This is a genomic window from Paenibacillus rigui (assembly GCF_002234615.1).
GTDB classification, from domain to species: Bacteria; Bacillota; Bacilli; order Paenibacillales; family NBRC-103111; genus Paenibacillus_S; species Paenibacillus_S rigui.
On the sequence record NZ_NMQW01000031.1, the window covers coordinates 23,527 to 42,249 of the forward strand.

18 protein-coding genes are annotated in these 18,723 nt (G+C 52.6%); 6 read left to right on the plus strand and 12 right to left on the minus strand.

Going from position 1 to position 18,723, the window contains the following annotated elements:
• Positions 1-102 precede the first annotated feature (102 nt).
• Positions 103-1,587, plus strand: coding sequence for a glutamate synthase subunit beta (locus tag CF651_RS20445; protein ID WP_094016729.1), 1,485 nt, complete (start codon positions 103-105; stop codon positions 1,585-1,587).
• 199 nt (positions 1,588-1,786) lie between these two features.
• Entirely contained in the window at positions 1,787-2,110 is a 324-nt protein-coding gene (locus CF651_RS20450; protein WP_094016730.1) for a DUF4870 domain-containing protein, read from the plus strand.
• A 100-nt stretch (positions 2,111-2,210) separates the two neighbouring features.
• Here the strand turns inward: CF651_RS20450 and CF651_RS20455 are convergent, their stop codons facing one another.
• Positions 2,211-2,720 carry a hypothetical protein gene (locus CF651_RS20455; protein WP_094016731.1) on the minus strand — a complete coding sequence of 170 codons (510 nt, stop codon included), beginning with the start codon at positions 2,718-2,720 and terminating at the stop codon, positions 2,211-2,213.
• 66 nt (positions 2,721-2,786) lie between these two features.
• A complete protein-coding gene (locus CF651_RS20460; protein ID WP_094016753.1) occupies positions 2,787-4,565 on the minus strand; it encodes an ABC transporter substrate-binding protein in 1,779 nt (592 codons plus the stop codon).
• A gap of 198 nt (positions 4,566-4,763) precedes the next feature.
• On the opposite strand from CF651_RS20460, the gene CF651_RS20465 reads away from it, so the two are divergent.
• Positions 4,764-5,228 carry a hypothetical protein gene (locus CF651_RS20465; RefSeq protein WP_094016732.1) on the plus strand — a complete coding sequence of 155 codons (465 nt, stop codon included), beginning with the start codon at positions 4,764-4,766 and terminating at the stop codon, positions 5,226-5,228.
• Positions 5,225-7,021, plus strand: a complete 1,797-nt coding sequence (locus CF651_RS20470; RefSeq protein ID WP_245856066.1) for a DUF4153 domain-containing protein — start codon at positions 5,225-5,227, stop codon at positions 7,019-7,021. Before CF651_RS20465 ends, CF651_RS20470 begins: the two co-directional genes overlap by 4 nt.
• Here the strand turns inward: CF651_RS20470 and CF651_RS20475 are convergent.
• From CF651_RS20475 to CF651_RS20485, 3 genes are read right to left on the minus strand one after another with little or no spacing between them, the layout of a single operon-like run.
• Entirely contained in the window at positions 7,018-7,767 is a 750-nt protein-coding gene (locus CF651_RS20475; RefSeq protein ID WP_094016733.1) for an HAD family hydrolase, read from the minus strand. The genes CF651_RS20470 and CF651_RS20475 overlap by 4 nt on opposite strands.
• Positions 7,768-7,794: 27 nt before the next feature.
• On the minus strand, positions 7,795-8,187 hold the full coding sequence (locus CF651_RS20480; RefSeq protein WP_094016734.1) for a bactofilin family protein: 393 nt from the start codon (positions 8,185-8,187) through the stop codon (positions 7,795-7,797).
• A 16-nt stretch (positions 8,188-8,203) separates the two neighbouring features.
• Positions 8,204-9,214 carry a M23 family metallopeptidase gene (locus CF651_RS20485; RefSeq protein WP_094016735.1) on the minus strand — a complete coding sequence of 337 codons (1,011 nt, stop codon included), beginning with the start codon at positions 9,212-9,214 and terminating at the stop codon, positions 8,204-8,206.
• 76 nt (positions 9,215-9,290) lie between these two features.
• Between CF651_RS20485 and CF651_RS20490 the strand changes: the two genes are divergently transcribed.
• Positions 9,291-9,668: a hypothetical protein gene (locus tag CF651_RS20490; protein ID WP_245856067.1), complete on the plus strand. Its 378-nt coding sequence runs from the start codon at positions 9,291-9,293 to the stop codon at positions 9,666-9,668.
• Positions 9,669-9,690: 22 nt separating this feature from the next.
• Here the strand turns inward: CF651_RS20490 and CF651_RS20495 are convergent, their stop codons facing one another.
• The 4 genes from CF651_RS20495 to CF651_RS20510 are packed head-to-tail and all read right to left on the minus strand — an operon-like array spanning position 9,691 to position 14,231.
• On the minus strand, positions 9,691-11,175 hold the full coding sequence (locus tag CF651_RS20495; protein WP_094016736.1) for a GerAB/ArcD/ProY family transporter: 1,485 nt from the start codon (positions 11,173-11,175) through the stop codon (positions 9,691-9,693).
• Positions 11,176-11,206: 31 nt separating this feature from the next.
• The gene (locus tag CF651_RS20500) at positions 11,207-11,437 is read right to left on the minus strand and encodes a hypothetical protein (RefSeq protein ID WP_094016737.1); all 231 of its coding nucleotides are present in this window, start codon (positions 11,435-11,437) and stop codon (positions 11,207-11,209) included.
• A gap of 5 nt (positions 11,438-11,442) precedes the next feature.
• Positions 11,443-12,609, minus strand: a complete 1,167-nt coding sequence (locus CF651_RS20505; RefSeq protein ID WP_094016738.1) for a Ger(x)C family spore germination protein — start codon at positions 12,607-12,609, stop codon at positions 11,443-11,445.
• Entirely contained in the window at positions 12,606-14,231 is a 1,626-nt protein-coding gene (locus CF651_RS20510; RefSeq protein WP_094016739.1) for a spore germination protein, read from the minus strand. The genes CF651_RS20505 and CF651_RS20510 overlap by 4 nt, the downstream gene beginning before the upstream one ends.
• 202 nt (positions 14,232-14,433) lie before the next feature.
• On the opposite strand from CF651_RS20510, the gene cls reads away from it, so the two are divergent.
• Positions 14,434-15,861, plus strand: a complete 1,428-nt coding sequence (gene cls / locus CF651_RS20515) for a cardiolipin synthase (protein ID WP_179232906.1) — start codon at positions 14,434-14,436, stop codon at positions 15,859-15,861.
• Positions 15,862-15,883: 22 nt separating this feature from the next.
• Here the strand turns inward: cls and ligD are convergent, their stop codons facing one another.
• The 3 genes from ligD to ku form a co-directional block, all read right to left on the minus strand.
• Positions 15,884-16,783: a non-homologous end-joining DNA ligase gene (ligD, locus tag CF651_RS20520; RefSeq protein WP_094016741.1), complete on the minus strand. Its 900-nt coding sequence runs from the start codon at positions 16,781-16,783 to the stop codon at positions 15,884-15,886.
• A 63-nt stretch (positions 16,784-16,846) separates the two neighbouring features.
• The gene (locus CF651_RS20525; protein ID WP_094016742.1) at positions 16,847-17,770 is read right to left on the minus strand and encodes an ATP-dependent DNA ligase; all 924 of its coding nucleotides are present in this window, start codon (positions 17,768-17,770) and stop codon (positions 16,847-16,849) included.
• On the minus strand, positions 17,767-18,630 hold the full coding sequence (gene ku / locus CF651_RS20530) for a non-homologous end joining protein Ku (protein ID WP_094016743.1): 864 nt from the start codon (positions 18,628-18,630) through the stop codon (positions 17,767-17,769). The genes CF651_RS20525 and ku overlap by 4 nt, the downstream gene beginning before the upstream one ends.
• Positions 18,631-18,723: the final 93 nt, after the last annotated feature.

Below are 18,723 nucleotides of genomic sequence, written 5' to 3' on the forward strand. Positions count from 1 at the left end.
ACGCTACGACTGCACTTTATCGAATGGAAGCATCCTTCCACACCAGGAGCAGCGCCTGCAGAAAAGGCATGGATCAGCACGGTCAGGAGGAAGAAAAGAAAGATGGGTAAACCAACCGGTTTTATTGAGTATAAACGTGAAACCCCTGTCGAAGCGGCTCCGCTGCTGCGGATCAGCCACTGGAAAGAATTCAGTGTGCCGATGTCCGAAGACAAGCTGCAAACCCAAGGGGCGCGCTGCATGGATTGCGGGATTCCTTTTTGCCATACGGGGAAGCTGATCAGCGGGATGGCTGCGGGCTGTCCGGTCAATAACCTGATTCCGGAGTGGAACGATCTTGTTTACCGCGGTTTGTGGCGCGAAGCGTTGGACCGTTTGCACAAAACGAACAATTTTCCGGAGTTTACTGGCCGTGTATGCCCGGCTCCATGCGAGGGCTCCTGTACGGTCGGACTGAAGGATTCACCGGTCACCATCAAAAATATCGAGAAATCGATCATTGATAAAGGCTTCGCCGAGGGCTGGGTCGTTCCCGAGCCGCCGAAGGTTCGTACCGGCAAGAAGGTTGCCGTTGTCGGCTCGGGACCATCGGGTTTGGCATGTGCGGCACAGCTGAATAAAGCCGGTCATTCCGTGACGGTTTACGAGCGTGCGGACCGCATCGGCGGGTTGCTTATGTACGGGATTCCGAACATGAAGCTCGACAAGAAATACGTGCAGCGCCGTGTGGAGCTGTTGGCGACGGAAGGCGTCACCTTCGTTACGCGCACGGAGATCGGCAAAGATATCTCGGCTGCCCAGCTGAAAGAGGAATTCGATGCCATCGTTCTTTGCGGGGGAGCGACCAAAGGCCGCGACCTGAACATCGAGGGCCGTGAGCTGAAAGGGATCCATCTGGCGATGGAGTTCTTGGCCAAGAACACAAAGAGCCTGCTGGATTCCGAGCATCAGGACGGCCAGTTCATCTCGGCCGAAGGCAAAGATGTGATCGTCATCGGGGGCGGCGATACAGGTACGGACTGTGTCGGTACCTCGATTCGTCACAAATGCAAGAGCGTGCTGCAGTTTGAGCTGATGCCGAAGGCGCCGGAGACACGTCAGGCGAACAATCCGTGGCCGGAGTGGCCTAAAGTGTTGAAGGTAGACTACGGCCAGCAGGAGGCTGCTGCGCTTCAAGGCGATGATCCGCGCCAGTATCAAATCAGTACGAAGAAATTCGTCGGTGATGAGAATGGACATGTGAAGGAGCTGCACACGGTCTTGATCGAGTGGAAGAAGGACGATCAGGGACGCTTCGTACCGGTAGAAGTACCGGGCAGCGAGAAGGTCTACCCGGCTCAGCTGGTGATGCTGGCGATGGGCTTCCTGGGACCGGAGAACACTGTTCTGGATCAACTCGGTGTGGAGAAGGATGAGCGTTCCAACGCCAAGGCGGAGTACGGCTCCTTCGCGACGAACGTAGAGGGCGTATTTGCCGCAGGCGATATGCGTCGCGGACAAAGTCTTGTCGTCTGGGCGATTAACGAAGGCCGTGAAGCTGCCCGCGAATGCGATCGTTATTTGATGGGTGCTTCCAATTTGCCATAACCTATAATGCGAACAACGGATACCGGGCCGGATGAAGGCCCGGTATCTTTTTTGGCAGAAAGCCTAAGTTTCTCGTACTTCAGCAGGTGATCTCTTCACAAAGTAAATGATTTAGTACGCGAAGCATAGGGGAGCCTTTAACGGCATATCCATAATCATTCGGGGCGATAATGAGAAAATGAGGTTGGAGGTATAAAATATGGTTTCAAACGACGAGAAAAGCTTGGCGCTGCTGTCTCATTTGCTGAGCCTGATTGCAGGGGTGTTCGCTCCGCTCATCATTTGGCTGTTGAAGAAGGATGAGTCGTATTTCATTGCAGAGCATGCCAAGGAATCGCTTAATTTTCAAATCTCCATTATGATCTATTCGTTTGCCGTTACGCTGCTCTGCTTCGTTGTCATCGGCTTCGTACTGATTCCTTTCCTCGCCATTTTTGTAGTGGTGGTTATTATTTTGGCTACGGTTAAGGCATCCCGGGGAGAGATTTACCGGTATCCATTGACGATCCGTTTAGTAAAATAAGAACGGTCAAAAAGCTGTCTTTCCATTCGGAACCGACAGCTTTTTTTGACGTTTACGGGAGGCAAACCGACGGGAGGCTGCATGCAGCAGGACATGCAAATCAAGGACGGTAGGGCCACACCTTGCTGGCTCGCAGCGGAGTGGAAGGTCGCGCCTGGCAGCTAATCCGTCCCGGTGCACTAACACCGGCAAAACGAAACGTTTTTACGATAACGGGAGCATCCTTGTTGACCATGCGCTTGAGCAGACGGATCGGTCTGCCGTATTTTTTATAATCATAGTTTTGCTTGCTCGGGTCGAGAAAAGCATCAGGCAGCTCCTCGGGGAGCGTGTAGGCAAAGATGAGCCCGCTGCGTTCGGCCAGGAAAACGATAGGCGAATTCTCGTAGCCTTTATCTCGCCACTGCTTTCGGGTCATCCGGTACACCAGCAGGGTCAATACCTCATCATATACCTTTCCCTTGTATCGAAACACAAAGCTTACACCGTATTCGGCATCGATCGGTCGCTGCATTCTTTTTACCACGATGTAGCTTTTCCACCAACGGGGCAGCTGAACGGTGAATCCGTAGGCAGGGTCGCGGTACAAAATGAAATTCGGTCGTTTCAAGACGGCGGCTCCTCTCCATGAAATGAAGTATACGTATTGGTATACTCTATTCGGAAAAGCGCCGCATTATGGCTTATACCAGATGTTTTTAAATTGAACCCAATCGAGCGAGTCGAGCGAAATGCCCTTTACCGACGAATGATACATCGTCTTGAGGCGCTTGCCGTACAGCCATTGAAGCACATGGTCGCTGCGCAGCCGCCGCTCAATGGACTGCAGCAGCCCTGCTCTTCCCTCCCGGTGGGGCTCCTGAAGCGCCGCATGCAGAAACTGCTCGACATACGTCTTGCAGGCGGGCTCCAGGTGGTGCTGCATGCTTTTGTACAAATCGATGAGCCGAAGCTCCTCGTTATTGTCCAGCATCATGGAGAACAGCAGAAGGTCCGCTTCGAGACGACGCTCTCCTTTGAACTCCTCCACACTCAGCAGCACGACGTCGATGGACACGCCCGCCTCGCGAAGCACGGATTGCACAAGCAGGGCATCCCGCTCGTAATGGGAAATCGTGCACAGCTTGATGCGTTCACCCGCGTAGCCGGACTGCTTGAGGCGCTCCCGTACCAGCGAAAGCTCCAGCTTCGGCGGCTCTACTGCCGTCTGCCGAATGAAGCTGTCCGCCGCATAGATGGCGTCGCCGTCCAGCAGCTCCAGCAGCTTGCGCTGATCTATTGCTGTGTAGATGGCCTCGCGCACGGCCGGGTCTTTCAGCGGTCCCTGCTTCAGCAGGTTGAACGTAACAAACTTGCAGGTCGTGCCCTGCTGCTGTACCTGCTGCCAACTACTCTCCGCCTCGTCGGGGAGCCGGTAGTTATGGATGATTTGGAAGCTCTCCAGGGTGCGGTACTTTTCCTGCGCCTGCATATCGGGCACATGCCACAGCTCGACCCGGTCCAGATGGGCCCGCCCTTGAAAATAAGAAGGAAAAGCGTCCAGCACACAGATCGATTCATCCAGAAAGGTCAGCTTGAACGGCCCGGTGCCGACAGGAGCCCGTACGAAGGCGGCCGGGTCATCGCCGTAAGCGTCCTTCGGAATAACCGCCGTCCGATGGGTGCTCATGAACTGCAGAAACAGCTCGTTCGGCTCCTGGAGCCGGATCGTCAGCGTCAACGGATCGATGACCTCGATCGCCTCAATCTGCTGAACAACCCAGCGGTACAGCGAACGGATCGCCGAATGCTTCAGCCTCTCCAGCGTGAATCGGATATCCTCGGCGGAGAGCTCCTTCCCGTTGTGGAACAGGATGCCCTTGCGCAAATAAAAAGTCCAGGCGGTTCGTGTCCGGTCGGCTTCCCATGCGTGGGCCAGATGCGGCTCAATCGTCTGCGTCAGACGGTTGTAGCGGACAAGGCTGTCGAACAGCTGGTTGACGAGATGGGCTTCGGTCGTAAAATTCGTAAAGGCCGGGTCCAGCGTCTGAATCGCCTGGGTGAGCGGGAAGCGCAGCGTGTCATACCGCTTGCTGTCCCGCAGCTCGCTGCTGTAGCCGAAGTAACCGTTCAGCCAGCTGTGAAAATGATCCTTGAGCGAATCGGGAATTGAGGATACGTTCATTTGCTCTAATGCCCCGCGTAAATCTTTACGCTCCACAAGCTCCTTCGCGACCCCGATAATCATCTCCTCGGCAGGGACGATGAATTGAAGCACCGATTGCTTCCCGCGTCCGCGCTGCGGAAGCCAATGGAGCCATCCTTGATCATGCATTTTTTTGAGCAGCAGGGTGGCATTCCGGTGGGTGCAATTCAGGGCAGCGGCAATATCCTCCAGCTGCATGTCCTGCTCCTGCCGATCCCCGACGTGGGGGAAGTGCTCGCGCAAACGAATATAGTGGCTGGCCAGCTTCAAGAGATTCACTCCGATCTTGTTCGTTCTCTTTATTTGGAAATTGAGATGTCTTTTAAAATAGGAAATTACCAAATGCAAAGTTTCGCTTTTTATTCCTATTTTAACGCCTACAATAAGAAAAGAACAACCGGCGTCACCTAAAAAACAATTGCCTGCATCACGGCAGCCTCGCCGGCTAATTGAAGGAGGAATCTCTTGATGAGAAGCTTTAACGCTGTGGAGGAAAGTCCCATCTTACAGATGCACTGGACCGAGCAGTTTTTTCAAGAAACGGCAAAGGATGTGCAGCAGGGCGATTTTATAGAAGCGATGCATCATGTGATGTTTTATGCCAGTTTATTATTTCAGCGTCAGCAGGGGCTTGCCGCTGGGTCTTTGATCGGACTGCCTTTGGCGTGGCAATGGGGCGAGGATGAGGTTGTGGCTAAGGTGAAAGCTTGCGTCCCTGCGTCCTTTGCTTCGGTGCTGGATTGTTCGCTGATGTCAAGTGAAGCAGAGGCTTGTCCCGGATCGGCGGCAGGGCTTGCTGCAGGCCATGACCTGACAGAAACCGAATTAAGGGAGCAAGCGGCCCAGTTCATTCGCTTTGCGCAGGTTCAGCTAACTTCTCCGGAGGAAACGGGGCTGCACCATACAACGGCATGGAGGAGCATGTGTCTATGATGACAACGCAAATGCTGCAGCGTTCAGGACCGCTAAAACAGGAATTGGCTTTGTTGGCCGCTGCTATGGCAGGCGGCTATATCCATCAGCTGTTTTTTTACGGCAAGGATTGGGGCGTCTCGTATCCGTTGTTTGTCCTGCTGTTCTATGTGTACTTTTATTGGGGCATCAGGGAAAGGCATGAGCTGAAGTTCGGCGCGGAGCTGCTGTTTCTCGTACCTATCGCGCTGCTGTCGCTTACTTATGCAGGCTTCAGCAACCTGCTGTTCAAGGTGCTGAATGCTTTAGCCGTCCCGTTCCTTATCGTGGTGCACACGACCTGGACGGTTCGCAAGCACGATATCAAATGGTTTGATCCTGCCATCGTGCCGGCTGTGCTGGAGCAGGTATTCGTTCATACTCTGCGCTATGTTCCACTGCCTGTGCAAACCGTCTTCCGCGCCGTGTCGGGAAGAATGAAGCAAAGGCGTTCCCAGAAGGCCTGGAAGGTGCTTGCGGGAATCATCATCTCCCTTCCCATCCTGCTTCTGGTCGTGTCGCTGCTGGCTTCGGCAGACGCCATATTCGAGAAGACGGTGTCGAAGCTGCCTGAGTGGCTCGGGGAACTGGAGCTGGGCTCGATTCTGTTTCGAACGGTCTGGATTGCGGTCGTAGGCTCGGGGATGTTTATTTACGTATGGGGCTTGCTGCATCCGAAGCCCAAAGGCGCTCCTGCCTCGTATTGGGAGGCGAATCAAGCGGATTTTGAGCGGCGCTTCGGGAGCAGGGACGCGAGCGGTCAGGAAATAGATATAACCGGTAGAGGTTCCGTCACGACCCCGGAGTCTGTCGCCGAATTTGTGTCCTTCGGTCCTGCGCCTGCCGCTCCTGGAGGAGGAGCTATCCCGGTTCTGCCAGCAGCCGTAACGGCACCGGTACGCACAAGGCTGGATCCCACGATTATGACCACCGTGTTAACGATGCTTGTGGCCGTCTATGTTTTGTTCGCCGTCGTTCAGTTTTCGTATTTTTTTGGCAGCGGCGCCGGCTTGCTACCTGAAGGTGTGACCTATGCGGAATACGCAAGGCGCGGGTTTGCCGAGCTTGTCATTGTGACGATCATTAACTTTACCGTGCTGATGATTACGCTGTACGGCGTAGACCGCACGCCCCAGGGGGAACGACACAGTCCGATAGGCACTCCAGCCAAATCGCCGTTAGAGCCGTCGACGCCGGCCGATGCACCTTCCTCCGCTGCGACAGGGCAAGGGTCCCATCGGCTGCTGACCGGTTTACTGTTCATGCTGATCGGCTGTACGGGAATTATGCTGTGCTCCGCCTATTTGCGTCTGTCCTTGTACGAGATGGCCTATGGCTACACGATAACCCGGGTGCTGGTCCATTCCTTTATGATCTTCCTGCTGGCGCTGTTTATTATAGCTCTCATCAAATTGATGAATGATAAGCTGCACCTGCTCAAGCTGTATCTGATCACCTCCGTTGTGGCTTATGTATTATTGAATTACGTGCAGGTGGATGCGATTATCGCGGCCAACAATATGGACCGGTATGAACAGACGGGACAGATTGATACGGCGTATTTGCAGTCGTTATCGTTTGAAGCGGTGCCTTATCTTATCGAATTGCAGCAAAAGCACCCCGAGGTTGAAGGGACCCGGCATTCGCTTCAAGTGATGAAGCAGCGGCTGGGGTCGCAGCAGGACAAAGCATGGATGGAATTCAATGTCTCGGAATGGCGTGCAGCCAGGGCGATGCAAACGATCGAGGTACAAGAAGAACCCCGGGAGCATTAAGCTCCGGGGGCTTCGGTTTGTGTATAGCCTTGAATGGCGGCGGGAATTTCGGATAAGGATGCCAGTGTGAAAAAAGCGCCTTGAGGCTCTGTATCCACCTCGACATTGTTGAAGGACCACTCCTGCAGGGCAGGCATGAAAATAGCATGAATCCCCGTCTTTAGAGCGGGAATGACATCGGTACGCAGAGAGTTTCCGATCATCCAGGTCGATTTGCGGTCAAATTGATGCGAGCGGATCAAGCTTTCCAGAAATTCGGCTGTCTTGTGGCGGGCGACATGAATCCGGTTATCGAAATACCGGTCCAACCCGGCTTCCGTAACTTTACGCATTTGGATGGCAGGGTCTCCGCCTGTATAGAGGTGAAGCTCGTGGCCCTGGGCTTGGAGCTCGCTTAACGTTTCATTCATTTGAGGGTATGGCTCGATACTGTGTCCGTATACGGAACGGCCTAGCTCCAGCAGGCGTACCACCTCTTCCTCAAGCTTCGGCCGGCCTGTCAAATCAGTGTAAAAATCGTATGTATCCACGAACGATTCCGGAAAATGATCCGGTGCAAACCCGCTTTGCAGCACACGCCCCAGATCGATCTCCGATTGCTTCTTCTTTATCTCATCTACTGGAATATGATACGTATGGAACCACATCTCCATGAGGTCTGCAAATTGCTCTATGACCAAATCAAAAAACTTGTTACAGTAAATGAGTGTATCGTCCAGGTCAAATAGGATCGTTTGTTTCTTCATAGGCTGTCTCCAATTTTTTTCCACCCATTATACCACGACACATGACAAAATCCTATCTTCGCTCCCGTCCGCCATGCGGCTGGTGCCCTGGAATACAGCCCCCTTTTCAATGATGAGGGAGGAGGCTTCCACCATGCCCGTCAGCCGGCCGGAAGGAGTGATGCGCACCACCCCGGTTGCTCGCACCGTTCCTTCCATACGCCCAGCAATCGTTACGTCTCTCGCTTGAATCTCTGATCGGACCGAGCCCTTCTCCCCGATGACTACCTCCCCGGACGTTCGCAGATCACCGTTCACCTCCCCTTCGACACGGATGTCGGCTTCAGAGATGCAGCTGCCTTCCAGCACCGATCCTTCTCCAATTAACGTATCCGTTAATACCGCCCCGCGCTGCAACTTGCTTTTGGATGAAAAACCCATAGGAACACTTCCTTTTCTATTCTGGTTTCGGCAAATAAGGTGCCGGATTGGTGCTTTTTCCTTTCAGCAAAATCTCGTAATGAAGGTGGGGGCCGGTGCTTCGTCCGGAAGTACCCAGCTTCCCGATTAACTGGCCGCGCTCGACGTGCTCTCCCTGTCGGATGACAGCCTCGTTCAGATGCATATACCAGGTACGCAGTCCGTTTCCGTGATCCAGGATGATGTGGTTCCCGTGAAACTTATCGGATCCCACCGTAAGCACGGTACCCTTGGCGGCAGCAACGACGGGATCATTCATTTTTCCGGCAATGTCGATACCGCGGTGAAAGCTCAGCTTGTTGGTAAAAGGATCCTTACGATAACCGAACGGAGACGTCACCGTGCGGGACAGGGTAGGCCATAGGCCGGGTCTGCGCAGCGCTTGCTCCCTTTTTTTCATGATCGTTTGCCTGGACTGGACCCAGTGGTGCTCCAGCTCGGTCATTTCCTTTTGCAGGGAAGTGTAATTCGCATGGGCCATACGGCTGAGCGCTTTCATCTGCTGCTCCGTGACCGGATGAGGCGGCCCGCCCATGCCGAGTGCCGCACCTGCCTCGTGCGAATCGTTTAGGGTGGTAGTTACCGCTGCGGCAGCAGGCAGCTCCGGAGAGTCTGCGCTTCCCGGCGAAGAAAGCTTTTTCAGCTCATGCTCCAGCTTCTTCATTTCTTCGACCTTACGGCGCACTTCGGCGGCCTGCTTGGAGAGCTGGAACAGCTCGTTTTGCAGCTGCTCAATCGTTTTGTTCTTGCTGGTTAAGTCCTGCTCCAGACGGTTTGTATGGGTCTGCAATGCAGATTCTCTCAGCTTCGTGGAAAGCACCGTATGGAAATGAACGCTATAGACGTAAGCCGCCGCTCCGAGAACGAGCAGTACGGCGAGCATGGCCGCGCAGAGAGCTGCACGGGACATACGAAGACGCATGACGCTTTTATTCGCCTCAGGAATAATGACGAAGGTCAGCTTGTTTTGAAGCCATTTGAACCTCATGGGAACTCCTTTCGGTATGTTGCGATTCCCCATGGCATATATTGGTTATATCCATGTGCCTTGAGGAGGGATTCGCTTGTCGTTTTTAAAAACGAGCCGGATGAGCTTGCTGGAAAGATTGAACCTCCATCTGAAGCTGGAGGTTGCCCTTCTTGCAGAAGGCTTTGCCAGTGAGCCTGGCGTACTTCAGAAGGTGGGCAAACGGTTTATGCGGGTCAGCGGTCAATATTTTGTGCCGTCCAGCCTGCAGGAGATCGTCCTGCTGAATGTTCCCCATAAAATTGAAGGCACGCAGGTTCAGCTGCGAACACGGTATTTGGGAAGCTTTCCCGCGGCATTAGTCCGAACAGGCATCGATTTTATTGAAATCCTCGTCTCCCGGCAAGAGGAGGAAGAAGAGGAGCTTTGGGTGCTGATCCCGCTGAATCAGGTCATTAGTATTGAAGAAGCCTGATGTATTGGGGTAAGCCTTCCGGTTACTGGGGCACTTGTTTGGCATGAAACAGCTCCATATAGGACGTGAGCACGACCAGAATCGTACATACCCCGTAGGCCGAACCGCAAGTAATCCCAAGGACAGGGTATTGCTTGCTGAACCAAAGGCCGATCGCCAGCCATGAAATATTCAGAACAATGAGGACATTGCTCGATCGTCTCCATGCCTGATAAGACAGCCTCTGCAGGAAGCCTGGAGCGGGATTTCGTTTGCCCCGGTTGGCGTGGGTACGGTTTCTCTGCGCAGGGCCCTGCTTGTGTTGCTGCCCTTCGGAAGAAGAAGGCTGGTCTGCCATGGTATCTGGCTGATCCTCGCTGCGGTCTTTGCTGCCTGACGGACGCTCTTTGGATGCAGAAGCAGTAGAGCCTCGCCCCTGCGGTATGCGGACCGGGTGTCTGAGGGAGAACAGCCAAATCAGCAGAAAGAGCAGCGGCTGGTAGGCAACAACCATAAGCGGATAGCCGTAGTTGGCAAAGCTGAAAATTTCCGTCGCGCTCTTGAAAGCGAGCAGGGAGCTGAGCATCAGCAGTAAGGCTGCCGGCGTATTAATCGTGCTGTAATCCCGCTGCTTGACCAGACTGGCGATTCCCGTAAGAAAGGCCAGATACACAGCCACAATTTCACAGGTAGCGACAGGGAACCAAATGCTGATAATCATAAGATCGATCCGATCCAGGAAATCGGTAATATGAATTTGCTGCACGACGGAGTAATTCCCGAAGACCAGATTGCCGGGAATGACAGGCCCAAGCACCAGCAGCTCCAGCAGTATAAAGATGCCGATGAGAAGCGATCCAAGAAGAGCGCCGTGCCGAATTGCGGAGCGGAGCTGACGCGACGCCTGCAGTGTGTGCAGGAAGGCCCCGAGGACGAACAAATCCCCAAACCAGCCCAAGCTGATCATATTGCTGAAAAATAAAGGCTTCAAAGGGACGGATAGAGCAGGCATCAGCAGTGTTTTATTGATTTCGTTCGTTAGCAGCACCGGCAGGAGGAGAATCATCAGGATAAAGAAAGGGAAGAAAAAATCGTTGACCCTTGCTACGACCTCAACACTTGTTTTGCCGTAATACATGATAACGAGCACGAGCAGCATGACGATGATTTCATCGGGTGTGCTGGGCAGAAGAGCGACGCCGACGAATTTGCTCAAGGACCGAAGGTCTCTGATGAGCATGGCCCACATATGAAACAGCATCAGCAGATTCGCCAGCGTGCCGAGAAGCGTTCCGAACAGCAGCTTGGTAATCTCGAACAGGTGCTTTCCCGGAAACCTGCGGGCTAATTGGTAAAATACGTAGGCCAGCAGAAGGGCATAGCCTGAGGCTAGAGCAAAAGAACCCCACGCATCCATCCTCCCCAGACGAATCAGGATCTGATTTAAACTCGTTAAGGCTCCTCCCGTTAGAACGGCTGCGGTCAGCCAAGCATATTGCCTGCCATTGATGACTTGTTTCTGGTCCATAAACAAACTCCATTCTCAACACAGTTTTGGTCTAAGCCTGCAATGTTTTATGTACCCAGGTTGAAATGTCATTTACGAAAAAATAGCTAGGCATGGGGAATTTTACCCCCCAAAGCATGCTTATAAATAGCGTAATCGTCACCGAGTACAATATAAAATACATCGCCTTCAGCGAGGGCTGCTGGGAGCGCATTTTTTTCATATCCAGGATGATGTGCAGCAGTACAAGAAACAAAAAACAGACAAGAAAGATGTTGCTCAACGGCTTCAGTTCTCCTTTATAACGTTGTCGTAAATCAGTCCTGTATCCGTAACCTCTGTGGCTGTATTTATCGTAAATTTAGCGTCCTTCAGAGCCTCCGGCCACGTTTTCTCATATTTGCTCTTCCACTCTTCGGGGTGGGTTCTCCAAACAATCGCTCCGAGCTGGGCAGAGTCCGTCTGGTTCTTGATGGATCTGTCGATAAGGGCCCTCACCGATTTCGTCAAGTTGTCGGAGGCCGCTTGTTCGATCTTCAGAATATTGCGCGTTTGACTTAAATCATAGTAAGAACGATTCTCCACCAGCTTCGCTCGGGCATTTACTTTAATGACGAACTGCAGCGTGTCCTCGTTCAGCTTTACTTTGATGGAGCTTTTTACCCCGAACATTTTCAAGCCGATCAGATGCTCCCCATCCACGTTAACGGTAATGGAATTGACAACCCTTTGGTTTCTTAGCCAGGATAGCCCGTTTGCGCTCTCGTCCTCATAGGTGCCGATCATTTTATCCTTCTTAAATTGTGCATAGCCTTTCAGCTCGACCTCCTTCGAGGTTTTTTCACTCTTTTGGGAGTTGGTCACATCCATGTATACGGCAACCGGATCGCTTCCCGGAATGGACAAGGCTAAGCCGAAATCCTTGAAGTTCATATCTGCCAAGACGCGTGACTTCACCAGCTCCCGGATCGCTTCCGATGGAAAACGCTCGAATTTGGGCGTGCTTTGCAGCATTTCATATGCGTTGCCCTTGGTCACCACCATATAGGTGGACATCCGGCTTTCGGGGTTGCGCGGAGTCGTATCGAAAAATTCGGCCAAGCCTTTTTTGGCCAGCGCTTCGCCGACAAGAATCGTTCTTCTGTGCGCCAAGAACATACGCCGGGACATTCGATTTTGCATCTTCATTTGAGCTTCACGGTAAGTGGTTCCCGTATCGGAATCGATATAGTAGCTTTTCTCTCCTCCTGTTCCGCCGCCGCCGCCCGTCGCCCCGCCCATCTGACCAGGAAGGGGGACCATTACCGAATACCGAATCTTTCCATTCGGCTCCAGATCAAGCGCAGAAACCAGGATGAAAGCCATATCGTTGATTTCGGTCCGATCCCAGCACCCGGGAAGCAGCAGTAGACAGAGTAAGGGCAGCACAACACGTTTGAGGCATGACTTCATCATGATTGGGTATCTCCTTCACCTTTCTGATGCTGGATGGTCATCCCCTTCTGGCCGCCTTGCTCCATAATTTCCTCAGACAAGGCATCGCCTTGACGAACAGTATCATTCAGCGGCATATATTCCGGCCTCTCTCTCATCGCCCACCATGGATTCCGAATGACGACATCCTTTATATCAACAGCAGATAGAGGCCCGATAGGTGATAAGTAAGGAATGCCGAAAGACCGCAGATTGGCCAAATGGCCGAGAATCAACAATATGGAAATGAGGATGCCGAACATGCCGAACACTGCCGCAGCGATAATAATAGGGAAACGCAGCATCCGGACCGCAATCGCTCCGTTAAACCGCGGAATCGTGAAAGAAGCGATACCTGTCATCGATACGACAATAACCATCGGAGCCGATACGATCCCCGCTTGAACCGCCGCTTGCCCGACAACCAGCGCGCCTAGAATACTGACGGCGGAACCGATCGTCTTCGGCAGCCGGATCCCTGCCTCCCGCAGCCCCTCGAAGGTCACCTCCATGATTAATGCCTCGACAACGGCGGGAAAAGGAATCGCTTCACGGGCTGCCGCGACGGAAAGCAGCAGGCTGGTAGGAAGCAAATCCTGATGAAATGTCGTTATGGCGACATATAACCCGGGTGTCAGGAGCGAAAGAACGAGAAACAAGTAGCGAAGCCAACGGATGAGCGTGGAAATTTGAAAGCGTTCGTAGTAATCCTCGCTCGCCTGCATGATTTCCGTGAACACGAACGGGACCAGCAGCACGAAAGGAGTACCGTCCACAAGGATACCGACTCTGCCTTGAAGCAGTGCAGCCGCTACGGTATCCGGCCTTTCCGTATACTGCACCTGCGGAAAAGGGGAATAGGAAGAATCCTGGATGAATTCCTCCAGATACCCCGATTCGAGCACTGCGTCGATATCGATCTTTTCCAAGCGGCTGAGCACTTCTTTGACGATGGACGGGTCAGCGAGATTATCCAGGTATGTGATAACAACATTAGTGTTGCTTTCGCGGCCTATGGTTATATTTTTCATCTTGAGATGAGGGGTTTTCAGCTTCCGGCGGATCATGGACGTGTTAGTCCGAATGTTCTCCACGAAGCCCTCGCGGGGACCGCGGATGACCGACTCGGTTTCCGGCTCACTAATGGAGCGGGTTTGCATGCCGCGGATGCCCATCAGAACAGCCTGATTATTGTTCTCTACGATAAGTCCGGCATCACCGCTGAGCACGGAGATGAGCAGATCCGAATAATTGTCGGTTTTCTGCGTTTGGGATACCGGCAGATTTCTTTGAACAATCTGATCTAGCAGCGGCTCTCGGCCTTCGAGGATCATTAACGATTTCATCGTATCGTTCGCAAATTCGGTATTGACCATACCATCCACGAAGAAAAAAATCGCCCTGGAGCTATGCTCAAGCTGAAGTTCCCGGATGACGAAGTCGGAGCAGTCTTCGAACAGCGAAGTCAAATATTTTTTGTTTTCCTCCAGCTCCATGAAGATGGGGACGGACTTCAAATCCTGGATAAATTGATAATCTTGCTTCTGCAGCAGCTCATTAGTGGAGGTCTTTTCTTTCTTATTTCGTCTGGCTGAACGGAACATGAGTAATGACCTCCTTTAGATGTATGCTGTGTTGCGAGCGAGTCCGGTATATTTTTCTCCAAAACCTAAATTTTAATCCCTTATTTTCCAACCGTTCATGAAAACAGGGGCGTAAGCCGTATAGCTGCTGAAGGAAATGCCAAAGCTAGAATCGTACTGGAACGCTTGGCAAGAAGACCCGGAGGAGAAGAGGAGGACGCGAGTGATCTGGCTGGTCGTTGCACTGCTGTTGTTTATTTTCCAAATTATTACCATCTTGTTTCACGAATTCCGGTATCCGTCCAAGACCGTGGCGTGGCTTGTCATTTTGTTTGTGTTTCCGATCATCGGCTTTGTAATGTATTATTTTCTCGCCAAGGAATACAGGCAGCGTAAAATTGTCCGGCGGCGCGGGCTGCGATACATTCCTGATCCCCGGCACGAGAGCAGACGTTATGCCGCATCCGCCGGTTTGGACGAATCGGCCATGGACGGCTTGTGGAAGGAACCGCGGCTGTATGCGCTACTTAACAACATACCGAGTGCTTCTTTTACCAAACAAAACGAGGTCCGTGTCCTGACGGATGCGGAAGTGGCTTATCCGGCGATGCTGGAGGCCATGGAGCGGGCCAGGGAAACGATACATTTTGAGTTTTACACGATCCGGCATGACGAGACGGGCAAAAAATTTCAACAGGTGCTTATCCGCAAGGCTGCCGATGGGGTGAAGGTGCGCTGTATCTTTGATGGCGTGGGCAGCTATAAGCTGGACAATCGGTTCGTGTCGGAGCTGCAGCAGGCTGGGGTGGAGGTATGTATCTTTTTGCCGCCGCTGATTGCTTTTTTCGATAAAAGAATGAATTACCGGAATCACCGGAAAATTGTCGTCGTGGACGGCATCAGAGGGTACATAGGGGGATTGAATATTGGGGATGAGTATTTGGGCGGCGATCCCAAGCTCGGCTTTTGGCGGGATACGCATCTGGAGCTCGTCGGGGACGCAGTATACTCCCTGCAGTATACGTTCATACAGGATTGGCTGTTTGTGAGCGGGGAACAATTAACGGACGCTGCCTTGTTTCCGGAGCATCATAACACGGGGAATAAGAGGGTTCAGATGATCAGCAGCGGACCGGATGCCCATTGGGATGCCATTCTGGAGATGTATTTCGGGGCCATTACAACGGCCAAAAAACGGATTTTTATTGCTACACCGTACTTTGTCCCGGATCCGAGTATCAGTATGGGGTTGAAAACGGCTGCGATCAGCGGTGTCGATGTACGAATCATCTATCCCGCCCGGCCCGATTCCAAGCTGGTCAATTACGCTTCCCTATCTTATTTTGAAGAGCTGATGCAGGCGGGGGTCCGGTTTTATTCCTATCAAAAAGGATTTATCCATTCCAAGGTGCTTATTATGGATGATATTTTGGCCTCGGTCGGGACAGCGAATATGGACATGCGCAGCTTCTTCAGCAATTTCGAATTGAATGCGGTGCTGTATGATAAAGAGACGATTCAGCGCCTGGAGGCTGATTTTCTTCAGGATTTAAAAAACAGCAAGGAGCTGAAGCTGGAGACGTTCCAGCAGCGCTCCCGCCTGCAAAAAGGTAAAGAGGTCGCTGCGCGCCTCCTGTCGCCTTTATTTTAACGGCGTTTAAAAGCGGGCGGTGCTATTTTTTCGTGATGAAGGAAAGGATCCGGTCCAAGTTTTGAGGGGGGACCTGCTTGATCAAGTCTCCTTTTTGCTGCAGCCGTTCCTCGATCGTGAGCAGATTGAAATCCAGAGGAGATACGCGCTTCGCAACCTCCTCCCACAGTAACGGGGTGGAAACAGTCGCTGCCTTCCGGGCGCGGGGGGTGTAGGGGGCGGACAACGTTTTACCGTACCAATGCTGCAGGTAATCGATATATATCAGATCGCCGCGGTCTTTCTTCAGCCGTTCAATCGTAAACAGCTTCGGGTGCTTCTGGACGGCAAAGCTCGCGACAAAAAAACCGATGGTGCGCAGCTGCTCGAAGGTATACCCCCGTTCAATCGGGATATAAATCTGGACCCCGGTGGCACCCGACGTTTTGGGAACGGAACGAATGCCCATTTTGTCGAGTGCCTCACCGATGATCTCAGCGGCTTCCATGATGCGAGGCTCCGGATCGACGCTTGGATCAATATCGATAAGCCACTCCTCCGGCAAAGTTTCCCCGATCCGGTGGAACGAAGGGTGGAATTCCAGGCAGGCCAAATTGCCAAGCCACAGCAGCGTAGGGATGGAATCCAAATGGACATAATTAATGCCATCGAGCGGGGCCGTATTAACGAATGACGGCAGCGGCTCGGGGGCATTTTTTTGGTAAAACGATTTGTCGGCATACCCGTTCGGAAAGCGGATGGTCGTCAAGTACCGGTTGCGGCAATAGTCCATTAAATAGGGGGCAAGCCGGAGCAGCTTGTCCAAATAATGGAGCTTGCTGATCCCGAGCTCAGGCCAGAGCAGCTTGTCCGGATTCGTTATTGTAATTTCATGGCCGTCCATGACCACGATGCCTTTTTTCGCTTTTGTCTCGGTTGCCATGTCAGATTGCACCTCTTAGCTTAGCTTCTTGGGTTGCATCTTAGAACAGCATTTCTACGCTGCCTATTCGCCGGATTCCAGGTCTTCTGTTCTTAAATCCACAATTTTGGGATGGCGCAGCTGCCCTGCAGCTGTAATTTCCAGTCCGGTTACGGTACAACGGAACGGAGGATCAAGCCAAACGATTTGTTCCTTTCGCCACTCGGGAGGAAGCGGGCTGAACCATGCCTTATCTCGCATCCGCCGGCGCCCCGCCTGCAGCAGCTGTGCTTTCCGCTTTTCGTCCAAGCCGAGGGAGACTCTGCCGAAGAGGCTGCCGTTTTTCTCCATAATGAGGCTCGCGACCTGGCCACCGCGGATGAGCAGGCCTACGATCTGAACCTCCAATAATAGCGCTGTTTTTTTCTTGAACCAGTCCTTATGCTTTTTGCCTTCCCGATACGGACTGGACAGCCGCTTGGCGACAACGCCTTCCCAGCTGTTCTGATCCACCCACCTCCATAAGGCCTCACCATCGGGGAACAAATCGGTGACGAACAGCTGCGGCCTTTTTTCCGGAAAAAGCTCCTGCAATCTCCGGTGCCGTTCCTCGTACGGATAGCCTCGCAAATCCTCTCCGTGCCAATGAAGCAGATCAAACAGCACATATACGAAATAGCGGTCCTCACGTGATGCCGTAAGGGTTCTTGAACGTTCCCTTTGCAAAATAAGCGAGAAATCGGGCCGCTGCTTGCCCGCATCGAACATGACCGCCTCGCCGTCGAGCAGGCAGGTTTCGTGCCGCAGCGGCTCAAGACTGGCGATGGCTTCCGGGTACAACGTCGTTTTATTCAGGAGCTGTCGGGAAAACAGCTCGATTCGGCCGTCACGGATTCGTGTGAGCAGCCGGACGCCGTCCCATTTCAACTGGTAACCCCACTCGCTCCCGACAGGCAGAGAATCCACCGAGATGGGCGCCATGGGATGGCTGGGCAGCTCGATAGTCATGATACGGTTTCCTTCGCTTTCGCTTTGGGCGTTTTCGCTTTTTTCTCCTTAGGCTTCACAGGAGCGGCCGGTCTTGTATCGGTTTCGGCGATCGGCTTCGTCGCCTCCAGACTGGCCTGCAGAGCGGACATCAGGTCAATCACATTCGTTTTATGAGGCTCCGGCGCAATGCTGACCTGTTGTCCGCTTACTTTTTGCTCAATGGCGTGCAGCACCGCTTCGCGGTAATCGTCCTTGTATTTTTCCGGCTCGAAAGGGGTGGTCAACTGCTCGATCAACATTTTGGCCATCGTCAGCTCTTTGTCATTCACATTCAACTGCTCCGGCAAATTCGGAACCTGATCGACCGCACGGATTTCATCGGGATAAAAAATAGTTTCCATCACGATGCAGTTTTCAATTACACGGACGGCAGCCAGACTGCTTTTGGAGCGAATGGATACTTTGGCAATGCCGATTTTGCCGGTTTGCTTCATAGCCTCCAGCAGTAAGTTATAAGCGTTGGCGCCTGTTTCATTCGGAGCCAAGTAATACGTCTTTTGAAAATAGATGGGATCAATGTCCGTCAGCTGGACGAAGTCCAATATTTTGATTTCTTTGTTTACCTCGCCATTCAGCTTCTCCAGCTCATCCTTTTCAAACAGCACAAAGGCCCCCGGCTCGTATTCATATCCACGCGCAATTTCCTCCCATTGCACCTCCCGCTCGCAGGTCAAGCATTTCCTTACGAAATTGAGCGGTGTTACGCATTCCTTATGGATATAGCGCATGGAAATGTCCTTATCCTCCGTTGCGGAAAACATTTTGACAGGCACATGAACCAGACCGAAGCTGATGGCCCCCTTCCAAACCGTATGCATAATGAAACCTCCTTGTTTATTTTTTTATGTGAACGAACTCAGGTTCGGTGTATCTGAAGCAAGCCGATGTTATTTACGATGCAGTTGAATTGT